The sequence below is a fragment of the Psychrobacter sp. UBA6291 genome (assembly GCF_002439405.1).
GTDB lineage: Bacteria > Pseudomonadota > Gammaproteobacteria > Pseudomonadales > Moraxellaceae > Psychrobacter > Psychrobacter faecalis.
In genome coordinates, this window is the sequence record NZ_DJUD01000061.1 from 26,385 (window position 1) to 50,718 (window position 24,334).

General features: G+C 43.8%; 20 protein-coding genes. 5 read left to right on the forward strand and 15 right to left on the reverse strand.

Going from position 1 to position 24,334, the window contains the following annotated elements; genetic code table 11:
* Positions 1 to 48 precede the first annotated feature (48 nt).
* The 9 genes from B3R91_RS10460 to B3R91_RS10500 form a co-directional block, all read right to left on the reverse strand.
* Complete coding sequence (locus tag B3R91_RS10460; protein ID WP_286797554.1) at positions 49 to 1,041, reverse strand: KpsF/GutQ family sugar-phosphate isomerase; 993 nt, start codon at positions 1,039 to 1,041, stop codon at positions 49 to 51.
* Positions 1,042 to 1,290: 249 nt separating this feature from the next.
* Positions 1,291 to 1,827, reverse strand: coding sequence for an RNA chaperone Hfq (gene hfq, locus B3R91_RS10465; RefSeq protein ID WP_068404214.1), 537 nt, complete (start codon positions 1,825 to 1,827; stop codon positions 1,291 to 1,293).
* 372 nt (positions 1,828 to 2,199) lie between these two features.
* On the reverse strand, positions 2,200 to 3,393 hold the full coding sequence (gene miaA, locus B3R91_RS10470) for a tRNA (adenosine(37)-N6)-dimethylallyltransferase MiaA (RefSeq protein WP_286797555.1): 1,194 nt from the start codon (positions 3,391 to 3,393) through the stop codon (positions 2,200 to 2,202).
* A 61-nt stretch (positions 3,394 to 3,454) separates the two neighbouring features.
* Complete coding sequence (mutL, locus tag B3R91_RS10475; protein ID WP_286797556.1) at positions 3,455 to 5,215, reverse strand: DNA mismatch repair endonuclease MutL; 1,761 nt, start codon at positions 5,213 to 5,215, stop codon at positions 3,455 to 3,457.
* A gap of 51 nt (positions 5,216 to 5,266) precedes the next feature.
* On the reverse strand, positions 5,267 to 5,791 hold the full coding sequence (tsaE, locus tag B3R91_RS10480) for a tRNA (adenosine(37)-N6)-threonylcarbamoyltransferase complex ATPase subunit type 1 TsaE (RefSeq protein ID WP_144296272.1): 525 nt from the start codon (positions 5,789 to 5,791) through the stop codon (positions 5,267 to 5,269).
* Positions 5,784 to 6,407 carry a 6-pyruvoyl trahydropterin synthase family protein gene (locus tag B3R91_RS10485; protein ID WP_286797557.1) on the reverse strand — a complete coding sequence of 208 codons (624 nt, stop codon included), beginning with the start codon at positions 6,405 to 6,407 and terminating at the stop codon, positions 5,784 to 5,786. Before B3R91_RS10485 ends, tsaE begins: the two co-directional genes overlap by 8 nt.
* Before the next feature lie 153 nt (positions 6,408 to 6,560).
* Positions 6,561 to 6,890 (reverse strand): YnfA family protein, encoded by a 330-nt coding sequence (locus B3R91_RS10490; RefSeq protein WP_286797559.1) that lies wholly within the window; start codon positions 6,888 to 6,890, stop codon positions 6,561 to 6,563.
* Between the two features lie 11 nt (positions 6,891 to 6,901).
* The gene (locus tag B3R91_RS10495) at positions 6,902 to 7,708 is read right to left on the reverse strand and encodes a PhzF family phenazine biosynthesis protein (RefSeq protein ID WP_193031525.1); all 807 of its coding nucleotides are present in this window, start codon (positions 7,706 to 7,708) and stop codon (positions 6,902 to 6,904) included.
* A 54-nt stretch (positions 7,709 to 7,762) separates the two neighbouring features.
* Positions 7,763 to 8,224 (reverse strand): methyltransferase family protein, encoded by a 462-nt coding sequence (locus tag B3R91_RS10500; protein ID WP_286797560.1) that lies wholly within the window; start codon positions 8,222 to 8,224, stop codon positions 7,763 to 7,765.
* Between the two features lie 307 nt (positions 8,225 to 8,531).
* Between B3R91_RS10500 and htpX the strand changes: the two genes are divergently transcribed.
* Positions 8,532 to 9,446: a protease HtpX gene (gene htpX, locus B3R91_RS10505; protein WP_286797561.1), complete on the forward strand. Its 915-nt coding sequence runs from the start codon at positions 8,532 to 8,534 to the stop codon at positions 9,444 to 9,446.
* 86 nt (positions 9,447 to 9,532) lie between these two features.
* Here htpX and betT read toward each other — a convergent pair whose 3' ends face one another.
* From betT to B3R91_RS10520, 3 genes are all read right to left on the reverse strand, one after another.
* Entirely contained in the window at positions 9,533 to 11,773 is a 2,241-nt protein-coding gene (gene betT / locus B3R91_RS10510; RefSeq protein WP_286797562.1) for a choline BCCT transporter BetT, read from the reverse strand.
* A gap of 297 nt (positions 11,774 to 12,070) precedes the next feature.
* Positions 12,071 to 13,342, reverse strand: coding sequence for a saccharopine dehydrogenase family protein (locus tag B3R91_RS10515; protein WP_286797563.1), 1,272 nt, complete (start codon positions 13,340 to 13,342; stop codon positions 12,071 to 12,073).
* 257 nt (positions 13,343 to 13,599) lie between these two features.
* Positions 13,600 to 14,814: a carboxynorspermidine decarboxylase gene (locus B3R91_RS10520; protein ID WP_193031533.1), complete on the reverse strand. Its 1,215-nt coding sequence runs from the start codon at positions 14,812 to 14,814 to the stop codon at positions 13,600 to 13,602.
* A 90-nt stretch (positions 14,815 to 14,904) separates the two neighbouring features.
* On the opposite strand from B3R91_RS10520, the gene B3R91_RS10525 reads away from it, so the two are divergent.
* Complete coding sequence (locus B3R91_RS10525; protein ID WP_144296281.1) at positions 14,905 to 15,570, forward strand: DUF924 family protein; 666 nt, start codon at positions 14,905 to 14,907, stop codon at positions 15,568 to 15,570.
* Positions 15,571 to 15,733: 163 nt separating this feature from the next.
* Here B3R91_RS10525 and B3R91_RS10530 read toward each other — a convergent pair whose 3' ends face one another.
* Positions 15,734 to 16,618: a ribonuclease HII gene (locus B3R91_RS10530; RefSeq protein ID WP_286797564.1), complete on the reverse strand. Its 885-nt coding sequence runs from the start codon at positions 16,616 to 16,618 to the stop codon at positions 15,734 to 15,736.
* A 102-nt stretch (positions 16,619 to 16,720) separates the two neighbouring features.
* Positions 16,721 to 18,115: a lipid-A-disaccharide synthase gene (lpxB, locus tag B3R91_RS10535; protein WP_286797565.1), complete on the reverse strand. Its 1,395-nt coding sequence runs from the start codon at positions 18,113 to 18,115 to the stop codon at positions 16,721 to 16,723.
* Between the two features lie 539 nt (positions 18,116 to 18,654).
* Here lpxB and B3R91_RS10540 point away from each other — a divergent pair.
* A complete protein-coding gene (locus tag B3R91_RS10540) occupies positions 18,655 to 19,737 on the forward strand; it encodes a 3-deoxy-7-phosphoheptulonate synthase (protein WP_068404188.1) in 1,083 nt (360 codons plus the stop codon).
* A gap of 109 nt (positions 19,738 to 19,846) precedes the next feature.
* On the opposite strand, the gene pepN is transcribed toward B3R91_RS10540, so the two are convergent.
* Positions 19,847 to 22,462, reverse strand: coding sequence for an aminopeptidase N (gene pepN / locus B3R91_RS10545; protein WP_286797578.1), 2,616 nt, complete (start codon positions 22,460 to 22,462; stop codon positions 19,847 to 19,849).
* A gap of 395 nt (positions 22,463 to 22,857) precedes the next feature.
* Between pepN and pal the strand changes: the two genes are divergently transcribed.
* Positions 22,858 to 23,376: a peptidoglycan-associated lipoprotein Pal gene (gene pal, locus B3R91_RS10550; protein WP_286797566.1), complete on the forward strand. Its 519-nt coding sequence runs from the start codon at positions 22,858 to 22,860 to the stop codon at positions 23,374 to 23,376.
* 95 nt (positions 23,377 to 23,471) lie between these two features.
* Positions 23,472 to 24,284: a 4'-phosphopantetheinyl transferase family protein gene (locus B3R91_RS10555; RefSeq protein ID WP_286797567.1), complete on the forward strand. Its 813-nt coding sequence runs from the start codon at positions 23,472 to 23,474 to the stop codon at positions 24,282 to 24,284.
* Positions 24,285 to 24,334: the final 50 nt, after the last annotated feature.

Below are 24,334 nucleotides of genomic sequence, written 5' to 3' on the forward strand. Positions count from 1 at the left end.
TACTTCTTAATTGTGCCCATTATTAATACAGCGTTTATTAAAATAGAGCTACTTAACACCGGCTTGTAATAAGTCATGTACCGTAATAATGGCCTCCAAACGCTGTTCCTCATCGATAATCAGCAGCTGGCTAATGCCGTTTTCATTCATCACACTTAAAGCATCGGAAGCGCGCATATCCTTACTGACGCGGCGTGGATTGCTGACCATCAGCTCACGCATCGGGGTTTGCAAATCAATGCCTTTTTCTAAGCCGCGGCGCAAATCACCATCGGTAAATACACCGACGACTTTTTGCTCGTCATCAGTTACCACTGTCATACCTAAACGCCCAGAAGACATGGTAAATAAAGCGTCTTGTAACGGTGCTTGTTGATTAATAAGCGGTAAATTTTCTGAATTGGTATGCATTAAATCTTCGACCCGCGTCAGCAACTGGCGTCCTAGGGCGCCTGCAGGATGCGATAAGGCAAAGTCTTCTGAAGTAAAATTACGTGCATGTACCAAAGCCACAGCCAACGCATCGCCCAATGCCAAGGTCGCTGTGGTACTAGAAGTCGGGGCAAGGTTGAGCGGGCAAGCTTCTTGTGATTTACCAAGCGTCAAAATGATATCCGCCGCTCGTGGTAGCATACCGCGTTTGTCTCGACTAATACTAATCAGGGGAATATTTAGACGCTTAACCACGGGCAGCAGCATTCTAATTTCATCTGACTCGCCCGAGTTTGAGATAGCCAGTAGGACATCGCCCTGCACCAACATCCCCAAATCGCCATGCCCCGCTTCCCCAGGATGCATAAAAAACGCTGGCGTGCCCGTAGAAGCAAAAGTCGCCGCTATTTTACGACCAATCAGACCCGATTTGCCCATCCCGGTCACGACCACACGTCCTTTGCAGGCTAGGATAATATCGCAGGCTTGAGCAAATCTATCATCGATTTGTTCCGTTAACAATGCTAGCGCTGCTATCTCCGTATGAATTGCTTCGATAGCAGTGCTAATAAATTGTTGATGGGTCAGGTTGCGGTGCGGATTACTCATACGTTAGCTCTATATTTTCGGTGAATCAATGAAACATTTTACTATACTATGGCTGATATTAATAATATAGGGCAAGACGTCGCTTTCATCATTGCCTACTTACTAAGTAGGGTAAATAGTCGCTTGCTCAGCCATGATTATACGTCTATTTATACAAAAAAAACCCACTATAATTAATAGTAGGTCTTAATCAGCTATACAACATTTTAATAACATACTTTCAATCAAATACACACTAGATAGCGTTATTTATTGATTGCTATCGTCTATATCATCGTTTGATTTGTTTTCAAACATAGCATTGTCTGAAGAATTGTCAAAGCCACGATCTTGACCAAAGCCGCCGCGCTCAAAGCCGCGCTCTTGACCTTGTCCAAAGCTACCTCGCTCAAACCCACGATCTTGACCTTGACCAAAACCGCCACGATTAAAGCCACTACGATTGGCAAAGCCGCGCTCTTCAAAACCGCCACTACCAGCAAGGTTACTACCACGCTCAAACCCACTACTCATACCACCTTGGTAACCAGCAGGTGCGCCCGTTGAGGTTTGCGTACCCGTGCCAGTCGTCGTGCTGCTTCTAGGATTACGAGCTGGCACAACTGTGGAAATGGCATGTTTATAAACCATTTGACTCACTGTATTTTTTAACAACACCACATATTGATCAAATGATTCAATTTGACCTTGCAGCTTAATACCGTTAACTAAAAAAATAGAAACAGGAATGCGATCTTTGCGCAACGAGTTCAAAAACGGGTCTTGTAAAGTTTGTCCTTTTGACATGACATCTCTCCTAAATATTATATAATTATTTTTAGTGCCAATTATTATAAGTATTTCTTTAATTATAATGGCTAAGGGCAGATACAATAATAAGTTTTATTTATAAAACGTATCTAAATAAGCACTAATTCTTGTTAAATAATTTCACTTTACCGTGAATACGTTATTATTGTAAATAATTAAGTAACCGCTTATTTTTTAAGACTTCCTACCAACAAAAGTTAATTAACGACCGTTAAAAAAGCAATGATACCGATATAATTCACACTATTTTACTATGATTTAAATCATAGCAGTTATCCAACCTTTATTTTGAAACTAATTGTCATTATTTTTTACGGGGCTAATTAACGCGCTTTATATGATTTGGTTTTAGTATAAATACTCTCTTACTTGGGTCATAGTAGCAAACGTTTTTATTTTGATATCACCGCGCATAAGCTTGTCATCGTTTTCATTTAGCTTTGTTGCAGTATTTGACGCATTATCAGGCAAATTGGGCAACTGAGTAAGTTTGCGCAGCCAAGTATATTGACGCTTCGCCAGCTGTCTGGTCGCATATAATGCCTTATTTTGCATTTGCTGACAAGCAAGTGCCTCGGTTTGAGCGCTGAGCGTCAATGGCTGATCGAGCGCTTGAGTAGTGGTATCTTGTGGTCGTTTACTTGCACTCGCCGCTTCTACTTCTGAAAAGGCGTCATAAAATTGCGCTTTATCCAAGTGCGGCTGTTTAAATATTGGATGCTTAATATGGACTAGGTATTCTAATACTTGGCGATAACCAACGCAGCGCATAGAGGGTAAGTTTGGTGTCAAAGGGTACTGCTCAAGCAATCCGATCACTTCCGCCACTAGCCCATCATGCCACATTATATCCAAACGTTGCTCGATACGCTGATGTAGCCATGAACGTTCTGGCATCACCGCCAGCGCATGCCATTGCTGATTGGGATTACGCGCCAAGGCATGTTTGGGCTTTTGCTGCCAGTCACTGATGGGTATATTGGTTTGCAGATAAACTTCAACCGCGCGCGTGATACGCTGAGTATCGGTCGCATTAAGACGCTCGTGGCTTATCGGATCTATTTTCCCTAGATAATCATATAGTGCACCAATACCTTCGTCTTGCCGCCACTGCTCCACACGCGCGCGCACGTCATCATCACTGTCAGGCACGGGCGATAGCCCATCAATAAGCGCCATGTAATACATCATAGTACCGCCAACGAGCAAAGGTATTTTACCTTTCTTATGACAGCTATCAATTAAATGAGCAACATCATTAACGAATTCAGCGACACTATAGCTTTGCATCGGGTCAATGATATCAACCAAATAATGCGGATAACGTGCCAACTCTGCAGCGGTTGGTTTGGCTGTACCGATATTCATATCACGATATATCAATGCTGAATCGACCGAAATCAGCTCATAACGCCCAGTATCGTATAGCTCATACGCTAGAGCTGTCTTGCCACTCGCCGTCGGTGCCATCAAGCACACCACGCTATTATCTGCCAAATTGGGATTGAGGCGATAAGATGAGCTAGCAGACGAGATTTGCATAGGATTACCTTTATTTTTTATAGGACTACTAAAACGTGTCCTCACTCTAATCAATGGACATCTAAATGGCTGTAGATGATAGCATCAACGCGATTAAACGCTGGTTATTTATAGACTTAAAAGCATGTTTAGCAAGTAAGTCTTCGATATCTGCGTTAAATGCCCATAAATCTTCTGTAGACATTTTTGTGGCTAAGTCAGTAAGCTGCTGATTGACAGCATTCGCATCATTAAATAAAACCTGCTCTCTAAATACATCTGACTCAAACAATAAGCTTAATTGCGCCTGCCATATTTCAGCGCCAATCAGCAAAAATTGGCTGCGACTATAAAACAGCAACCATGGTAGCGTTTTATGACTGACATTTTTAATTGCATCTAAATCATGACCCGTATTTAAAATAACCTCCAAACAATATGGTAAAGGAGCATTTTTTATCGATAGATTTTGTGACGTATTGACCGTGCTTATTAATGTGCTACCCGAATTTATATTTTCAGTAAAAGTTGCCTGTTCTGATTGAGCATTATCGGTATTTTCTGACAACTGATATGGCTGTTTGGGCGCTTGTACTTGCTGACTTTTCGCTGAATAAATGGTTGATGACGTCTGTTGCCTTACAGTAGCAAAGGCGTTATTGATAGATAGATGATTATCTAATACCTGACTACTTTCATCAGCGGAATTGATGGTCTGATTGATGTTCTGTTTGGTAGCAAACGTTTTAAGCTTTGCTTGAATCGCATGACTAAGATGCGCCATGATGTTATTTAGCGGGCTGATTTTGATACGCTGTTTGGACGGATGGACATTGATATTGAGCCAATCAGTTGGCAGATCAAAATACAGCGCGTAGCCAATACCTGCTAACTGCGCACTTTGGGCAAGTTGACGCAGCTGATTGCTAATCAACGCTTCTTTTACCAACCGTCCATTCACATAAATTAATTTTGGAAAAGTACTTTGAGAGTCATTGCTAAGCCATAACCAACCGTTGATGTTCGCTTGACCAGCAAAGTTATTATTCACATAGTCTTTAGGCAATTGCATCAAACTGGTAAGGTCGATGGATATTTCTAAGGCGTTGTCCGTTAATGGTAACCCAGTCGCTTGCTCAAGACGTGATAAAGGCAAACGATGAGCGTTATTGTTGCTGCTATTGGTATTATCGTTATAATTTGCAGACATTGCTCTTGAAGACAGCGATAACCGCTTTTTATTGTCATGAAACAAGGCTAGCGCCACATCTGCACGCACCAAAGCCACTTCGCGGACAATGGTTTCGATATGACCGAACTCGGTCGCAATAGATTTTAAGTTGCCGCGGCGTGCGGGCACATTAAAATATAAATCTTTAACCGCGATGGTCGTGCCGCGTTGATGCACGACTGGCACCAATTTTGGCACCTCGTCCAATACACCGGCAACTTGCAACTGGCGACCAATCCCACTGTCGTCATGACTACTGGTTAAAGTCAAACGAGAAACTGCCGCAGTCGCTGCCAACGCTTCACCGCGAAAGCCCAGTGTGGTAATACCATGCAAATTAGCCACATCGGCCACTTTACTGGTTGCATGGCGAGTAATGGCCATGACCATATCATCAGGATGAATACCCGTGCCGTTATCCAGCACTTCAATCATACCCATGCCGCCTTGGGTAATACGTATCTCAATATTGCTCGCGCCAGCGTCTATCGCGTTTTCAAGCAGCTCTTTGACCACAGCGGCAGGACGCGTCACCACCTCACCTGCTGCTAATTGGTTGATGAGCAGCGGCGATAGTTTTTTGATGCGGCTATTGGAGGGATTATCTGGCATTAATGAGCGTCATACTTTTATAAAACCTCAGAGGCTGTGATGCGGTTTAACCTAAAGGTTAAGAGAGGATAAATCTAAGCCCTGCGCTTGACCGACCTTTGATAGTCGCAGCTCAACTTGGCGTGCCTCTTTATCATTATCATTGCGATCAGCTTGCGTCATATCAATAAACAAACTCGGTGGTGGTAAATAGCTGTCCGCACGGCTGGCCCATTCGATAATAACCAGCGCATTCGGCTCATCTAGATATTCATCAAAGCCAATAAAAGATAGCTCTTCTGGGTCTTGCAGACGATATAAATCTGCATGATAAACAGGTTTAATTGAACCATCATTTTGCTCAATACTATAAGGCTCGACCAAGGTATAAGTTGGGCTTTTGACCGCACCTGTATGACCGAGCGCCTGCAACCAATAACGCGTCAAGGTGGTTTTACCAGCGCCTAAATTACCCGACAGCCACACGCTACCCGATAAGGGCAACGCTGCCAATTGCACCGCCAAGCGCTGAGTATCTGCTTCAGAATGCAGCGTCAAGGTTTTCACATGTTGGTCTTGTTTTATATTATTAGGCATCAAGCTTACCTTCCTTTACTTGCGTTTGTACTTGCATAGTCACGGCTGGATTGATAAAGCTTTCACCGCGAATCAGCTTGGCATATAGCTCGGGGTCATGCCATTCTGCCTTTACTTGCTCGCTGAACTCAAAGTCTTCTAGATGAAGCTCACCCATTTGCGCGTTTGCCACATCTTCTGCAAAGCACTGTGCGTAACCGGTTGCGGTTTCGTGGGCAATCACCGAGTAGACGCTGACATCAGATTCACCGTTTTGCATTTGGGTTTGTTTGAGAATTTCTTGTGCCCAAAAGAAGATGACGCGTGAGAATTGCTCTGCTGACGGCGATACCGGCAAACTGATCCAACGCGCGCTGAATTTTTTACAGGCGGCGATATATTCAGAGTCGTCTTTATTCCAAAAGCAAATCGCATGATCAAAGCTGTCGATAATGTCTTTAATAGACGATTTTAATAGACCAAAATCATACACCATTTGCCCATGGTCTAACCGCTTAGCTTCAAGAATCAGCTCAATCTGATAGCTATGACCATGAATAGAATGTTTGCAGCGCTCAGAGCTACAATTACGCACGATATGCGCATTTTCAAATTTGAACAGTTTACGAATACGCATAATAATTGACCAAAACAGTAAGCTTTACTGTGTTAAACATGAATATTATAAGGGTTTGCCGCGACGACACATCGGCGTGCGGCTCATTATAGCAAATCGTAATGACTGCGTAAGTAGTCACTTACTAATAGCAATATTGGCAAAATCCATTCACTAATGACGTGGTGCAAACATAATAATTGCCATGCCTAAGAGCGCGACGATAGAACCCAATATATCCCACGTGGTTGGTCTGATGCCGTTCACCGTCCACAGCCATAAAATCGCCATCGAAATATAAACACCGCCGTAAGCAGCATAAACGCGACCAGCGGCGGTGGGATGTAAGGACAGCAGCCAAACAAAAGCGACCAAACTGAACGCACCTGGAACCAGCAGCCAAATCGACTTACCTTCTCGCAACCATAAATAAGGCAAATAACAACCGATAATTTCTGCCAATGCAGTCAGCGCAAACAGTCCAACGGTTTTTAATTCAGTCAAACCAACCACTCCTAAACCGTGATAAATCCTGTCATATATTGCACGGCATTACCAGAAATTAGCACCCTATCGCCTGCAACGACGCAGTTTAAAATACCGCCTCGTTTTGATGCTTGATAAGCTATTAATTCATCTTTACCCAAACGCTCTGCCCACAGTGGTGCGAGCCCCGTATGAACCGAACCCGTCACTGGGTCTTCATCGCCACCATTGGCAGGCCAAAAATAACGTGAAATAAAATCGTAATCCTTATAGTCAGCGGAGGTGGCCTGACAGGTGACCACCACATTTAACGGCGCGAGTTGTTTTAATTGCTCGTTATCACGCGTTACGTTTAAGACATCGGCTTCAGCATTATAAATCACAAAATAGGCTTGAGTGTTTTTATAAACTTCGACTGGTGCAACAGACAATCCTGCCAACAAGCTATCGGGAATATCTTTAACCTTTTCCGGCTTAGTATTAGGAAAGTCCATTTGTATTTTGCCATCGTCTGTTTGCACGATGGTCAATATACCAACGGCTTTGGCGTAAAATTTAATGGTTTCTACATCAGGATTTTTGTTAAATAACACAAAGGCTGACGCCAAGGTTGCATGCCCGCAAAATGCAATCTCAGTTAAAGGAGAAAACCAGCGAATATGATAAATGCCGTCATCATCACGTACAATAAAAGCTGTCTCCGACAAATTATTTTCAAAAGCAATAGACTGCATTAACTTATCGGCAAGGCAATTATCTGTGATAATAACGGCTGCTGAATTGCCTTTAAAAACGGTATCCGTAAAAGCGTCGACGACATTGATTTCTAGTTGCATATTATGCTCTTCTTTTTTATTAACATTAATTTTGGCTATTTTTTATCCCGCTGTTTATACCCAACGTCTGACTTTTGCCTTGTAAGTCTGATAAGCTTTGCCAAATTTCTGAGCCAAAATCCGCTCTTCTGGCTGGATTTGAAAGCGGGTCATATAAAGTATAAAGATGGGCAACAACACAAAGGCAAGAAAGTGCGACAGATACAATGCCCAGCTAAATAATATAAGCACCAAGCCTACATACATCGGATTTCGGCTATATTGATACACACCACTAGTCACTAAGCTTGAAACTTTTTCAAGCGCTTGCGGATTGGGTGTGGTCTGCGCTTTTTTAAATTGAGTAACACCTAAAATGGCGCTACCCAGTCCTATAGCGCCCAAACCTACTGCCAATGCCGCAGAGCCTTTCAAAGAAAATTTCAAAGCAGGTGCGACTTTAGAGACACCAGCCATGGCCGCTGCGGTGACGATAACTTGCGCGACTGGCGGTACTTTTAGCTCTAGAGAATTCATCTTGACTCCTTATAAATGCAATTTTATAAATAAGACCTTATATAGAATTAAATAATGAATGAGCGCTTAATTACTTATTATAGTATTCAGTGTTTATTTAGCTTTTCGCCTTTTATTCTTCATTAGTTAAACACTTTACACCGCTGTTGTCCCTACTCTACAAGTTTTAAGTGATGATTGATATTAGAATGAGCGGCTTTATTATCCATAGAAGGTTATAATTGCTATTTGTTTCATTTTTACCCTTTACTCTAGTGAAGGTGTTGTTTCTAAGATGTAGTTGAACTTAAATGAGGAAGTTAGCGTCATGATGCGTATTGGATTGTTCTTATTAACCAACTTAGCGGTGATTGTGGTTTTTAGCATCGTGTTTGGTATTTTATCCAGATTTTTTGGGATTGGCGGCGTCCATGGCGCAGGCGGGCTAAATTATACTAGCCTTGCTATTATGTGCGGTATATATGGCATGGTCGGCTCGATGGTCTCGCTATTTATCTCAAAATGGATGGCAAAAAAATCAACGGGCACAGTAGTCATCGAAACGCCAAGAAATGCTACGGAAAAATGGCTGGTTGATACTGTCGCTAAACACGCACAGGCGGTAAATATTGGCATGCCGGAAGTGGGAATTTTTAATAATTCGCAGCCAAACGCGTTTGCAACCGGTTGGAACAAAAACCAAGCATTGGTCGCGGTCTCCTCAGGGCTACTACAAAGCATGACACCCGATGAAATAGAAGCCGTGCTCGCGCATGAGATCGGTCATGTGGCCAATGGCGATATGGTCACCCTTGCGCTCATTCAAGGGGTGGTGAACGCCTTTGTCATGTTCTTTGCGCGTATTATTGGTAGCTTCGTCGACCGTACTGTCTTTAAAAATGAAGGGGATGGCCCAGGTATCGGTTATTTCATCACCAGTATCGTGATGGATATTTTACTGGGGTTTTTGGCGTCTGCTATCGTCATGTGGTTCTCGCGCCTACGTGAATTCCGTGCTGATGAGATGGGCGCAAAGCTTGCCAGCCGTGACAAAATGATTAGCGCACTGGATGCCTTGCGTCCTTCTGAGCAGCGTCCAGACCAGATGCCTGAGAGCATGAAAGCGTTTGCAATATCGTCAGGGCAGTCTACGGGCTTTAGTGTCGCTAACCTTTTCCGCTCACATCCAACGCTTGATGAACGTATTGCGGCGTTGAGAAAGTATAATCCTAGCAAGGCTTAAGCCGCAGCCCTAACATACATGACAGATGATAGCGGATAGCAGGATTGACGCTGCTATTATCTGCATCGTTTTACCGTTATAAAAAATCAACTTTTACCTGTTACTCCTACTGCCGCGGTGGTTGTGCTCACATCTGTCTTTGGCGGACTGGTAATAAAAGTCAGGTACGCTTCGTATTGTTCAAGCACATCATCAATCACTTGCTGCTTGGTCAAGCCCATCAAATCATAACCGCCAGAGCCGGTTTGCGTCGTTACCTCTAAACGATAATAAACATCGCTAACTGGTGACATCTTGCCACTAAAGGTCGGTGACGGCGTCTCGACCATAGACACTTGATAATAAAAGTCGTTTTGGGCGTCAGTAGATACCTTTAATAATGGCCCACCAACATCAATATCGCCCGCTATATGAGGAATATTATCACGATCAATCTTATAACCTTGGCGCTCAAACTCATTGGCGACATCGTTTAGCGCCGGACGGACGACACGCTCAAGAAATTGCTCCGTTTCTCGTTTGCTCGGATAAGCCAGCATTTGTCCCAAGCGCTGCTTCCAAGAACGCTCCGGTATATGCCCGCCACTTGGCGTAACAGAAGGACGACGCAGCACCGTACCTTCGCGCTCAGCCCGTTCTATTTTTAGCGCTTTAGAAAAAGAGAACATCACCAGATAAACAATAATCGTCACAGGAAGAGCAAAGATAAGCGTGGCATATTCCATGGTAATGACGCCGCCTGCAATCAACATAGAGATGGTCAATACTGCCGTCAACACCGCCCAAAAAATGCGTAGCCACTTTGGGCCATCCTCGCTTGGATCAGGGATAGAGGTTGAAAAGTTCGACATCACCATCGCCCCTGAGTTAGCACTGGTGATATAAAACAGCAATCCTGAAAGCGTCGCTAACGCTATCAAAATAGTCGCTCCCGGAAACAGCTCAAGTAGCGCGTACCAACCGCGCTCTGGGCTTTGAACCGCAAGCTCGGCAAAGGCGGTATTGCCTTGTAATACCTCATAAAGGGCGGAGTTACCAAAGAAAGAAACGATGATAAAGTCACATAATACCGGCACTGTAATCGCGGCAATGACAAACTCACGTAATGTGCGTCCACGCGAAATACGCGCCAAAAACACCCCAACGAACGGTCCCCATGCGAGCCAAAACGCCCAAAAGAACAGCGTCCAGCTACCCATCCAGTCGCTACTACCAGGTACATAGGCAAAGGTTTTAAACATCCTAGCAGGGAGTGTGACAAAGAACTGACCCAAATTTTCGACTAAGGCATTTAACAAAAACGCCGTCTCGCCAGCGATTAGGATAAACGCCATCATTGCCACCGCGCTCCATAGATTGAGCTCGGAGATCCAGCGGATACCGCGATCAACCCCTGAAGTAGTGGCCAAAATGGTCAAAACAACCGCGCCAACCACGAGGGCAATCTGTAACGTTAAGCCTTCTTCAAAACCAAATAACTTTGAGAAACCAACGTTTAAAAGTACCACGCCGATACCCATCGTCGTCGCCACGCCGAACACTGTGCCGACTAAGGCAAGAATACTAATACCATGACCGATAGGACCTTTTACCCGCTTACCGAGCAGCGGATAAAGCGCCGCCCGAATGGATAAAGGCATGCCCCAACGGTAGGCAAAATAACCCATTGCCATACCAAGCAGTGCATAAATAGACCAGCCGGCAATGCCGTAATGGAACATTGTCCAAACCACAGCGTCTTGCATAGCAGCAGCACTTGCTCCTTCACCAGACGGCGGGGTCAAATACTGTACGACGGGGCCAGTGACTGAAAAAAACAGCATGTCAATGCCTACCCCAGCGGCAAATAACATCGCTGCCCACGTTCCCAGTTTATACTGTGGCCGCGAATCATCAGGCCCAAGGCGTATGCTACCTGCTTTAGACAGTGCTACCCACAGCACAAAACCGATGACCATCACCATGGTAATCACGTAATACCAGCCAAGATTGGTCGCAATCCAATCAACGACTGTTTTCATCGTTGTACTGGCATTGATAGGCATCAAAATTGCCCATATCGAAAACGCCACAATCACAACTGATGAGACAATCAGTACGCTCCAATTAATATGAGCCACACTGTTTTCTGACAGCTCCTGCGCTCCTTTTTTCAGATCGCTGCGGGAGATTGGCACATCTTCATCAAACGGTTTTGATTGGCGTTCTGTACCGCCAAACTGCCTGCGCTCAAACGGCGGGCGCGAGCTTTCGCTAGGCTCATTTACTGATGGATTATTTGACTCGTCAGCCTCCCTTAAGCCATCGTCATTCGGTTTGTCGCTCATTTATATTCCTTATTTTTATATGACTGTCCGTATTAGGTTCACTATATTCTACCCCTAGTTTAATGTCATTATGCTGAATGTGTTTATCCAATGATGATACAGGCTTAGCGTCAGTAGTAAAGCATCGTGAGAGGAAATCATACGTATGAAACTATTTAAAGCTAAAGTAATGAAAAAGGTTAAAGCCAAAGTAATGAAAAAGGGCACTTGCATTCACTATAAAGTTTCTTGCATAAAAAAGCCCACCTAACGCTCTTATCGAGAAATTAGACGGGCTTTTTTATGGCTTAATATATATTACATATCAAACTCAAGCGCTCTATCACCGTTGGCGTCTTGGATACGCGTTGGCAAACCAATCTCATTTAGCAAGTTGATAAATGGCTTGGCATCAAGTTCTTCAACGTTGACCATTTTGCCCGCATCCCACTCGCCCGTCGCGACCAACATTGCAGCGGCAACAGGTGGCACGCCTGCAGTATAAGAGATGCCTTGGCTACCGACTTCGTTATAAGCGTCTTTATGATCAGAGATATTATAAATAAACACCTCGCTATCAACGCCATTAATCTTGCCTTTAACCTTACCCCCGATACAAGTCTTACCCGTATAATTGGGCGCTAATGAGCTTGGATCCGGCAGTACGGCTTTGACCACCTTAAGCGGAATCACTTCTTGCCCTTCAGCAGTCATCACCGGCTGCTCGGACAATAGACCTAGGTTTTGGAGCACAGTAAACACATTGATATAATGCTCACCAAAGCCCATCCAAAAGCGGATATTTGGCACATCTAGGTTAGCCGATAAAGAATGAATCTCGTCATGACCACTTAGGTAACTGTTTTGCTCGCCAACGACTGGCAAATCATCGGTACGTTTGACTTCAAACATCTTATTCGACTGCCACTTACTGTCTTGCCAAGAATAAACCGTCCCAGTGAACTCACGGAAATTAATCTCAGGGTCAAAGTTGGTGGCAAAATACTTACCGTGGCTGCCAGCGTTGATATCGATAATATCGATATCCGTCACCGAGCCTGCATCCATCATGTCATAGCCAAGTCGCGCATAGGCATTGACCACACCAGGATCAAATCCAGCACCCAAAATTGCCGTGATGTTCTTGTCGGCACAGCGCTGTTTACGCTGCCATTCATAGTTGTCATACCATGGCGGTGTCTCACAAATCTTGCGCGGATCTTCATGAATAGCGGTATCAATATAAGCCGCGCCTGTTTCAATACAAGCCTCTAAAACGGTCATATTGACAAATGCCGAACCGACATTGATAACGATTTGAATACCCGTCTCTTCAATCAGCTGTATCAGCGCTTGCGTATCCATCGCATCGACTTGATGGGTATGTAATACCGCAGGCAGCTTAAAGCTATTCTTCTCTTTGACACTTTGGGCGATGGCATCACATTTATCTTGCGTGCGTGAGGCAATATGAATCTCGCCAAGGACGTCATTATGCATCGCACATTTATGCGCGACCACTTGCGCCACACCGCCTGCACCGATGATGAGCACGTCTTTTTTGCTAGGGTTGGTTTGATTTGTGTTCAATGAACAATCCTCCTTTGTGTCCCTGTCGATACCATCGATGGTGGCGAGTCAAAACAGAAACGAGTGAATGATATGCGTGAATTAAAAAGGAAGACCGAGGAAAACCCACGCACCCGTCGGGCAAAGCAGTATTTGGCTACTTGCTTTTGCCCGCGGCGATTATAACAATTTTTACCCACCTTTCGGCAATAATTAATCGATAAGATGACATCTAATTCTATTACTCAAATACCATCACCGTCATCTTAATAGCAAAATTAAGACAAGCTGGCCTTATAATCTTGATAATCAAACTCACGCTGCACATGTATCGACCCATCTAAACGGCGGATAACGATTGCAGGCATACCCACACCATTAAACCAGTTTTTCTTGACCATGGTATAACCGGCAGCATTTCCAAACGCAATGGTATCGCCAATTTTCAAATTACTCGGTAAGGCGTACTCACCAAAAATATCGCCTGCCAAACAAGAACGACCGTAAATAATAGTGTTGTCTGCAGCGCCCTCTTTTTGATCTTTATTTACCGGCATCATATCTATTGATTCTTCATTAATGGACACAATGGGAGCAGACTCGCGATAAATGAGCAAATCAAGCATATGCGCTTCGATAGAGGCATCGACGACGGCAAGATTTTTTTCATTGTGCATAGTGTCTAAGACGGTTGTCACTAATGAGCCAGCGCCGTGAATGCTCGCTTCACCCGGCTCAAGATAGACTTGCACGCCATATTTTTCGCTAAAGCCTTTTAATCTATCAGCCAGTTTTTCGAGTGGATAATCAGGCGCGATAAAGTGAATACCACCGCCCAAGCTCACCCATTCAAGCTGCGCCAGCACCTCACCAAACCTGTTTTCGATATCGGCTAAGCTTGCGCTAAATGCCTCAAAACTATCGTTTTCACAGTTGTTATGAATCATGACGCCAGTGATATCAGCAAGTACGGCGGTAATCTTATCTTTATCATGCTCCCCCAAACGGCTAAAGGGACGCGCTGGATCAGCAATAATAAAGGACGAGTTGCTGGTTTTTGGATTTAAGCGTAGCCCTACTGGAATATTCTGAGCAGCAGCTTTACCTTTAAATGCATTCAATTGCGAGATAGAATTAAAAATAATTTTATCGGCATAGCTTAATACTTCGTCAATTTCATCTGCGCTATAAGCAACGCTATAAGCATGGGTTTCTTTTTTATTATCACTGCCTTTACCTTTACCAAAGGTCTCATAGCCCAACCGCACTTCATTCAATGAAGACGAGGTTGTACCATGCAAATAAGGCTGCATGACATCAAACACGCCCCAAGTGGCAAAACATTTGAGCGCGAGCAAGGCTTTGGCGCCAGATAGCTCGCACAGACGCGCGATAATCTGCATATTGGCAACGATTGCCGCTTCATCAAGCAGATAATAGGGCGTTGCAGGCAAGGATGAGTGACTGGTTTGTAACGGTAAATTTGTATTCATAAGAGGTTACCTAATAGCTGCGGTCGGTATCATGACAGACCTAAATAATTGCGCTATAGTAGACTAAATCCATCATAAATAGAATATCTTATGGCACTCTCGACCGATTATTCTACGGCTAAAAACCCAGCCAATCTATCCCAGCTAGATCCACAAAACATCAGCTTAGAACATCTTGCTGCGGATGCGCGTGCGGTATTGGATTTTTGGTTCGATAAAGACAATGAGCAGTACTGGTTTGCGCAAAATGATGCTTTTGATAAACAGATAAAAGACAAATTTTATAATATTTGGCAGGCAGCAAAACAGGGTGAATGCGTGTCGTGGCGTATCGCAGATGCAGCGACTGATAGCAATAGCTCAGTCACGGCGCTAGCAGGACGCTTGGCAGAAATTATTGTGTTAGATCAGTTTTCGCGTAATTTATGCCGTGAGCAAGCGTGCGCTTTTGCCCAAGATGGCATGGCGCTAGCATTGGCACAAGAAGCCATTGGACAACCATATTTTGATACGCTGCCAGCGCAGTGGCGGAAATTTATTATCATGCCATTTATGCATTCTGAATCGGCCATGATTCATGAGCGCTATCTGCCGCTGTTTAAGCAATTAAATGATGCAACAACCTTAGAGTTTGAAGAGCGTCATAAAGAGATTATCGATAAATTTGGACGCTATCCACATCGTAACGACACGTTGGATCGTGAAACGACTGACGAAGAAGAAGCGTTTTTAAAGCAGCCGAACTCATCGTTCTAAGTATTTTTGGGACTTTGAAGATTTCTGTTGTTAAAGGTTTAAATAAAAAAACCATCTGTTGATTATGAACAGATGGTTTTTTTATGACTGAAAGCATTTTCTTATTTAATTTTGCTTAGGCTATTTCATTAAGCAGTCTCATTCTGCTAGCTAATGATCATTTTTAGGTCAGGCAATATTGGCTTTCGAGCACTTTTCTTACCGGTGCAAAGCTACGTCTATGCGCGGCTAATACGCCATGAGCTGCAATCGCTTCCATATGGGCGCGCGTTGGATAGCCTTTATGCTTGGCGATGCCATATTCAGGATGTTCAGTATCAAGCGCATACATGGTTTGGTCACGGCTGACTTTTGCTAAAATACTGGCCGCCGCGATACTGGTATGTCGGCCATCGCCTTTTACCCATGTTTGGCAGTCAATCGCTGACTCTTGAATACCAAATTTAGTGAGGCTTACATAATCTAAATCTGGACAACGATTGCCATCAATTAATATCTCAAACAGTGTTTTGTCACCCGTATTCAGGTGTTTAGCAACTACCGCCAATAAAACCTCAGTACATAAGCGCATCCCTAGCATGGTCGCTTGCAAGATATTGACTTGGTCGATGACCGCTGGCGGTATATCAGCGACGATGTGCGCGACTGCATGCTGCTGAACCAACGGATAAAGAATATCGCGCTTTTTTTCACTCAGCTGCTTTGAGTCCGTCAGTATAGACAATGGCGTATTTTTTAGTGGCTCATTTTCAATTAAACCTGCCCACGCCGCAGGTAATATTGCCGCAGCGACATCCACACTACCCAGCAGCGGTCCACGCCCTGCTTCGTCAACGCCAATTTGTATGGCTGTTGGTTGCAAGTTTTCTAAACTTAATGAGTATTGCGCAATCAGTTCTGAGATATTGACTTGCCCTGATAACTGTATGGGCGCTGCCAGTTGTATATATTGTCCTTTAATATCAATTTGCTCAATAACTCTTTCAATCTGAACGCTATGCTTAAGCATAACTGGGCTTTTTATATGATTATTTTCTGTAGAAGACATAGTACTCATAACTTTATTATTTCTTAACTTTACGGTTTAAAGAGTTTTTTGCGTGCCTAACATAATTAGCGCTTGATTACTGAGCTTAGTTATTAATCTTGATTACTGAGCTTGATAATTGTCTTGGCTGTCGTAATTTTCTTGACTGACATGACCGTCTTGTCCATTAAAATCATGACTTTGATAACTGTCGCGGTTTTGAACAAACCACTGTTCGATGACGCTATGCGCAGGGTCATGATTGCTTTGTTGTTGCAATGCATACTTGGTATCAATCAGCGCTTTTAATTGTTCAGCGTACGCGCGCGGCTGCAACAAACGCATCACGGTACGACAGATATTATCACCACTTGCCTGCTCTTGGATAAGCTCGGGCACGATTGCGCTGTCTGCCAAAATATTGGGCAAACCGACATAAGGGACTTTGACCAAACGTTTTGCTATCTGATAAGTCAGCTGATTTAATTGATAAATCACCACCATTGGACGCTCAAGCAGCATGGCTTCCAAGGTTGCAGTACCCGACGCTAACATAACCATGTCTGATGCCGCCATCGCCAGCTGACTAAAGGCTGGCTGACTTTCATCATAGACCACCGCAATCGCCGCCCGCAGTTGCTCTGAGCGCTTATCGATCACATCTTGCACGATATATTGATGGTTTTGATCGACAGTTGGAATGATAAAGCATAGCTTAGGATCTAACAGCAAAAGTCTTTGGATACCATCGAGCATAAGCGGCAAAATAGCCGTTATCTCACCACGCCTAGAGCCGGGCATGACGCAAATAAGCTGACTGACCTCATCAAAGCGGTCGATGAAAAACTGCTGCAAGCCATCATTATGCCAGACCAATTCGCTACGGCGCTGATTGATGGGCGTCTCAAGTAAGGTCTGATCAATGGTTCGTAGTAGCGGATGACCGACGCAAATCGCGGGATGATTATAACGCTCGTAGACCGGCAGCTCAAATGGGAATAGGCAAAGTACCAGATTGGTCGCTGCCATAATGTTATGAATACGCGACTCACGCCACGCCCAAATAGAAGGGCTGACATACTGCACGCAAAACACGCCCTGCGGCTTTAATTTCTTTGCCACTCTAAGGTTAAAGTCGGGTGCATCAATGCCGATAAACCAATCAATACTTGCCGTTTTAAATGCCGTCAGCAGCTCTTGACGCGCTTTAAGCAAGTCCGGTAACTGCGCCACTACTTCGACCAAGCCCATCACAGCTAAGCGCGATAACGGAAAAATACTTTGTAGCCCTTGCGCTTGCATCTTTGCGCCGCCAACCCCAACCCAAATAATATCATCACGCAGATTATTCATCTGCTGCATAAAATCTGCACCCAAACTGTCGCCTGACACTTCCCCGGCGACAATCCCTATCACCAGTGGCGAGCTTGTAACCTCAGGCAATTTATCAAAAGCACCATAAGCATCCGGTGCTGGCGTTGTATCAGCAGGTTGGTGAGGCGTAGCAGGATCTGTCATGATAAGCTCTCAATATTAAAGTGGTACAATTTAATTGGTGCCATTTGAGTAGCACAGTTAAATGAAACAAAAGATAAAATGCGTCTATCATAAAAATGATTATATAAAATATAACATAGCTTAACCGTAATAAGATGCCCATTAAAAGGCATCTTGATAGCATTCTATAACGCTCGAACTTAGTCGTTTATATTGCCATCATACGTGACAGTGCTGGAAATAGCTAAAAATAGCGAAATTAGTGCACAAAATCCATTCAGTATCACTCATTTATATCTGCCTATAAACGTTGTGTTTAATGCAAATTTGGACTTAGGTTAGCGATAAAGCATCATTTTCCCTATGCTTTACATTGCCTTATCATTCTTATACACCTATGAATGACAGCATGTTAAGACGGGTTGCAGCGATAAGGTATAACGAAGTTTTGGTCGCCACATTCCAGTTAGCAGTCAATTAACTGTACGACTGCCCTTGTCAACCAGCGCTTTTGTCCGCATAATGAATGTCCCTATAAATCAGCTAGACGATATATAATCATGACAACACCAGCTACTCATAATGCAGATATTGACGACGTGAATATTGAAAAATTCATTCCTTTAATCACACCCGCTGAGCTAAAGTCTGAGCTACCTTTGTCAAATGACGCCTATAACACGGTGCTAAAAGGTCGCAATACCATCCAAGATATCCTTGATGGCAAAGACAAGCGTTTATTTGTGGTTATCGGCCCCTGCTCTATTCACGATATTAAAGCCGCCCACGAATACGCCGATCGCTTAGCCGTATTGGCCAAAGAGATTGAAGACAGCATCTTCGTTGTGATGCGCGTTTATTTTGAAAAGCCGCGTACCACGGTTGGCTGGAAAGGCATGATTAATGACCCTGATATGAACGACAGCTTTGATATCGAAAAAGGTCTGCGCACCGCTCGTAAGCTACTGCTTGATTTAAATGAAAAAGGTCTGCCGTGCGCGACCGAAGCATTAGACCCAAATACGCCGCAGTACATTCAGGATTTGATTAGTTGGTCAGCGATTGGCGCGCGTACCACCGAAAGCCAAACGCATCGTGAAATGAGCTCAGGTTTATCGTGCCCAGTTGGCTTTAAAAACGGCACCGATGGCGGCATGACCGTTGCGGTTAATGCCATGCAAGCGGTCAAAGAAGGTCATAGCTTCCTCGGCTTATCAGCAGATGGCAAAGTTTCTATCATCAAATCAAAAGGTAACCCCTACGCACACGTAGTACTACGCGGTGGTAACGGTAAGCCAAACTATGATGAAACTGCTGTTGCACAAGTTGAAAATGAGCTGGCAAAAGGCAAAACCAATAGTAAAATTATGATTGACTCAAGCCACGCCAACTCAGGTAAAGACCCTTATCTGCAACCAATGGTCATTCAAAACGTTGCCGAGCAGATTAAAAATGGTAATAAATCTATCATCGGTTTGATGATTGAGAGTCATTTAAAAGGTGGCAATCAAAAGCTAACGGCAGATTTGAGCCAGCTTGAATATGGTAAATCTATCACCGATGGTTGCCTAGATTGGGAAAGCACCGTTAGCGCTCTACACAATCTACGCGATATGGTTAAAGACGTTTTGCCGAATCGTTAAAAGCGCTTGGTGGTAATGAATACTGATTGACCACTCACTAAAAGGCCCGTTTGATAACAGATATCAGACGGGCCTTTTTTGTGCTTTTTAACTTATAAAGTACTGCTCGTTATGCACTTGCAGAACCTTCATTTGCCGCGCCTAAAACACTGTTTAAGCTTTCGATTACATGCTTAGAAGTCGCTTGCTTTTGTAGTTCAAGCAACTGCTCATGCGCCATTTGACGACGTGGTTCAGCCAAAGTATTCCAACGTGCCAGCACTTGCAATAAGCGTGACGCTAACACCGGATTGGCGTCATCCAGCTTTTTAATCACAGCGATATAAATATCTAAACCCTCTGGTGTCCACAACACCGTAGGCTGCGAGGTAAAGGCGCTGATGACCGAACGTACACGATTGGGCGTATTCCAATCAAAATCGTTATGCGCAAGTAAGGATTTAATAGTATCGGGCGTAACCGCATCAGCAGAGGCTTGCACACTAAACCATAAATCGATGACCAAATCATTATTTTCAAAACGATGATAAAAATCCGCCAGATACTTATCAGCATTTGCCAGTTGATGATTGACCATCGCTTTTAACGCGCCAAAACGCTCGGTCATACAGCTGGCGTTATCATACTGCTGCTCTGCCCATTCAGTAGCGCCATCGACGTTAGCGGTCAGTGCCATATCAAGCACCACATTACGTAAAGCGCGATTGCCACGAGCTTCCGCACTGTCTTCATAAGCCTGCATCGGTAGCTGTTTATAAAGCTCAGACCATTGATCTTTTAACGCTAAAGCCAGCTGTTGATATAAGCCTTCACGCTGTGCTTTTACCAGCTCTGGATCGTAATCTTTATGAATGGCAGATGCCAGCTCTTGTGCTGACGGAATATCAAGCAAACGCGCCGCCAACATCGCATCATTAGCAGCCAGTTCAGGTAAGGCCTGCGCCACTACTTGCAAATATATCTCAGGACTGCTTTTCGCGCCGTGACCTTGCAGTAAAATGCGATTGACCAGCATTTGCGTCACTTGCCAGCGGTTAAAACCATTGGTTTCATATTTGAGCAAAAACGCCAAGTCTTCATCTTGATAATTATAATTGAGCTGAACGGGCGCACTAAAATCACGTAGCAAGGATACGACTGGCTCGCTCATTATATTTTCAAAGGTAAAGGTTTGTGTGACTTGATCGAGAAGCAACATACGCTCGGCGATGATATGACCAGAATTTTTATCAAATAGTGCGGTCGCTACAGGAATCGGCAAGGGTTTTGGTGCATCAAAACCTGCAACCTGACGGGTTTGCTGACTGAGCGTAATGGTCAATGTCTGCGTCGCGCTGTCATAACTTTGGTGACCAGAGACCACTGGCGTACCGGGCTGACGATACCAGGCGATAAAGTCCTCAATTTTGCTATCGGTAATACTAAGCGCCGATAAAAAGTCCTCAACCGTGACCGCTTGCCCATCATAACGACGGAAGTACTCGTCCGTACCTTTACGAAAGTTATCAGGCCCTAACGTATTGGCAATCATACGCACGATTTCAGCGCCTTTTTCATAGACGGTGGTGGTATAAAAGTTATTAATCTCAACGAAACTCTCAGGGCGTACAGGGTGCGCTAGTGGTCCGGCATCTTCAGCAAATTGATGGGCGCGCAAGGTTGCCACATCGTCGATACGCTGGACAGCACTTGACTGCTGATCGGCTGAAAATGATTGATCCCGATAAACGGTAAAACCTTCTTTTAGGCACAGCTGAAACCAATCACGGCAGGTAATGCGATTACCCGTCCAGTTATGAAAATACTCATGAGCAATGATAGATTTGACACTAAAGCTGCGCGCATCTGTGGTCGTTTCAGGACTAGACAAGACACAAGCGGTGTTAAAAATATTTAAACCCTTATTTTCCATCGCGCCCATATTAAACTGACTGACGGCAACAATCATATAACGGTCTAAATCATACGCGCGGCCATAATTGACCTCATCCCACTGCATCGAGTCTTTTAAAGCTTGCATACCGACAGCACATTTATCGATATCTTCAGATTTCGCATAGAGCTCAAGCTTCACCTCGCGTCCCTCGCTCGTGGTATAGCTGTCAGTCAATACATCCAAATCAGCGATGACACAAGCAAACAGATAACTTGGTTTGTTGGTCGGGTCTTGCCAAATCGCATAATGACGCTCAGGCGCGTCCGACACTTCACCCGCTTCGAGCAAATTCCCATTACTCAATAGCGTCGGGAAACGCTTATCGGCTTCAAGCCGCGTGGTAAACCTCGCCAGTACATCGGGACGATCTGGATAAAAGGTAATCTTGCGAAAGCCTTCAGGCTCACACTGAGTGACGAACATGGTATCGTCACCACTACCGGCGATATATAAGCCTTCAAGCGCCGTATTGGTATGCGGATGGATACGTACTTGTAGCTGTAATTTGCTATGCGCTGGCGCATTAGTAATGATTAATTTACCCTCTATTTGCGTATAGCACTCACTGGTAAGCAGCTCATCATTGAGCTTAATAGATAACAGCTCAAGTCCTTCGCCATACAGCACTAAGTCGCCGTCAGTCTGACGCTGCATCATCAAAGTACTATCCACAATAGCATGGTCATCGAATAACTTAATATCCAAATCAACGGTTTCGACCGCAAAGCTTGGCGGTTGATAGTCTTTCAAATGAATTTTACTTGGCGCATGTGGCGGCACATCTGGCATGTCAGGATTGATAATTTGTGCGTCAGTTTCAGTATTGGACATGGAAATTCCTATTATTATTCACGTTTTAGACAGTTAATTGATTATTTTATAGCGCCCTATTAATAAGCACGGTGTTCGTTATAAACAAAGTTTTTAAGATAGTTACATTGACCTAAACTAGGAAATTTCAAGTACGATGAGTAATTAAATTGGTTAAGGTAGAAATCAATTCAAAGGTTTTAATCATAATGCTACATATCTTTAGGTAAACTCTCGAACTATTTACAGTAATACTACTTACATAAAGTAACATTTAGTATATGATAGATAGTAATTGCCTAAGTTTTACCGTAAGCAGTTTAAAAACAACAAATGCCATTAAAATCAATGTTATTAAAATTTTAGGAGCTTATATGTCTACCAATATTGCAAAAGTTGCTGCCCTCGCAGTATTATCAAGTGCTGTCGTATTTGCGTCAGGTTGTGCTAACAAACGTGCGACATCAGAAGTGGTCGTTGCCCCACTAGGTATCCCAGGTGGTCAAGTTGGTTATAACGGTGCGGTTATCGTTGATAATTCAAATGCCGTTATCACTGGTGCAGAAAATCTACAAGCCGTGGTTTACTTTGCTTTCGATAGCAGTGAAATCACCTCAGAAGCTGCCAGTGTATTAAACCAACATGCTAGCCTCCTAAGCTCAAATCCAAACGCTGGTGTCGTTATTGCAGGTCATACCGATGAGCGTGGTAGCCGCGAGTACAACATGGCACTAGGCGAGCGCCGTGCCCAAGCGGCACGTAATTATCTTGCCGCTCAAGGTGTTGCGGTAAACAACGTCCGTATCATCAGCTATGGTGAAGAGCGCCCTGCTGTTGCCGGTACTACAGAAGATGCCTATGCCCAAAACCGCCGTGCTGAATTGTCTTACTAATATTATTTAATAAGCGTTAATCAGCCGTAATTTAAAGAAGCCCAGCAATCTATTGTTGGGCTTTTCTTATTCTATTCATATTCTACAGATAAATTATGTCAACTTTAAAATTACGTGATATTGACTACCAACAACTTGACGCTACTACTTGGTATGCGTCAGCTCAGATTATCACGCCTTCTTTTTTAAATTATTTCGATTTATTGAATAATTTGCAGCAGTTATTCAACCCTAATTTATTATCAAAGAACAAGGTGGAAGAATTGCGCCACATGCAATGGCGCCACATGCAATGGCAATATCGCATTCCTACCGTGTCTCTATCCACACGCGAGATAGCTCATCGTCAGCGCCAACAGCAGCGCACTGGCGTACGATTATTATTACAATCACTACTTAATAAGCTAGAGATGATTGATACCTTGGATGATGCAAGTTTTCCATATCGACTTGCCAATAGTCAATACTACGTCTGCTTTAGTCATACTGGCGCCCATAACAAAGTTATTTCTAATCAGCATAAAAAAAATAAACCTTTCGATTATTTAGACAATAAAGTCGCGGTTGTTATAAGTGCTCATCGTCCTATAGGTATTGATATAGAAATAAATGCCGTTAAATGGCAGGTCGCGCAGCGCTTTTTCCATGCCAATGAGATGGCTATCTTGCAGACCTTACCACCCATGCAAAGAAATGTAATCGCCAAGCTACTATGGCAAATAAAAGAAAGTTTTATTAAGGTTTTTCAGTATAAGCTGGCACAAGGATTAGGAAAGGACTACTCTTACCTTATTGCTGATTTAATAAAAGGGGCTACAAGCAACTCACCTTTACTGGACATTAACGACAATAAAAGCAATTACCGTATCGCTCTTTTACGTCATCAGCAAACCGTGATTGTTTATTAAATATTTCCTAATGCTTTTAAAAAAATGAGTGAGAACTATATTTTAGACCA

Bases quoted from the DNA above. Each gene is read 5' to 3' on its own strand.
- B3R91_RS10485 (WP_286797557.1), bottom strand. From the start codon at position 6,407: ATGCGTATTCGTAAACTGTTCAAATTTGAAAATGCGCATATCGTGCGT.
- B3R91_RS10520 (WP_193031533.1), bottom strand. From the start codon at position 14,814: ATGAATACAAATTTACCGTTACAAACCAGTCACTCATCCTTGCCTGCA.
- B3R91_RS10495 (WP_193031525.1), bottom strand. From the start codon at position 7,708: ATGCAACTAGAAATCAATGTCGTCGACGCTTTTACGGATACCGTTTTT.
- B3R91_RS10525 (WP_144296281.1), top strand. From the start codon at position 14,905: ATGGCACTCTCGACCGATTATTCTACGGCTAAAAACCCAGCCAATCTA.
- B3R91_RS10460 (WP_286797554.1), bottom strand. From the start codon at position 1,041: ATGAGTAATCCGCACCGCAACCTGACCCATCAACAATTTATTAGCACT.
- mutL (WP_286797556.1), bottom strand. From the start codon at position 5,215: ATGCCAGATAATCCCTCCAATAGCCGCATCAAAAAACTATCGCCGCTG.
- htpX (WP_286797561.1), top strand. From the start codon at position 8,532: ATGATGCGTATTGGATTGTTCTTATTAACCAACTTAGCGGTGATTGTG.
- B3R91_RS10530 (WP_286797564.1), bottom strand. From the start codon at position 16,618: ATGTCTTCTACAGAAAATAATCATATAAAAAGCCCAGTTATGCTTAAG.
- pepN (WP_286797578.1), bottom strand. From the start codon at position 22,462: ATGCCAGATGTGCCGCCACATGCGCCAAGTAAAATTCATTTGAAAGAC.
- B3R91_RS10555 (WP_286797567.1), top strand. From the start codon at position 23,472: ATGTCAACTTTAAAATTACGTGATATTGACTACCAACAACTTGACGCT.
- miaA (WP_286797555.1), bottom strand. From the start codon at position 3,393: ATGCAAATCTCGTCTGCTAGCTCATCTTATCGCCTCAATCCCAATTTG.
- lpxB (WP_286797565.1), bottom strand. From the start codon at position 18,115: ATGACAGATCCTGCTACGCCTCACCAACCTGCTGATACAACGCCAGCA.
- B3R91_RS10540 (WP_068404188.1), top strand. From the start codon at position 18,655: ATGACAACACCAGCTACTCATAATGCAGATATTGACGACGTGAATATT.
- betT (WP_286797562.1), bottom strand. From the start codon at position 11,773: ATGAGCGACAAACCGAATGACGATGGCTTAAGGGAGGCTGACGAGTCA.
- tsaE (WP_144296272.1), bottom strand. From the start codon at position 5,791: ATGCCTAATAATATAAAACAAGACCAACATGTGAAAACCTTGACGCTG.
- pal (WP_286797566.1), top strand. From the start codon at position 22,858: ATGTCTACCAATATTGCAAAAGTTGCTGCCCTCGCAGTATTATCAAGT.
- B3R91_RS10500 (WP_286797560.1), bottom strand. From the start codon at position 8,224: ATGAATTCTCTAGAGCTAAAAGTACCGCCAGTCGCGCAAGTTATCGTC.
- hfq (WP_068404214.1), bottom strand. From the start codon at position 1,827: ATGTCAAAAGGACAAACTTTACAAGACCCGTTTTTGAACTCGTTGCGC.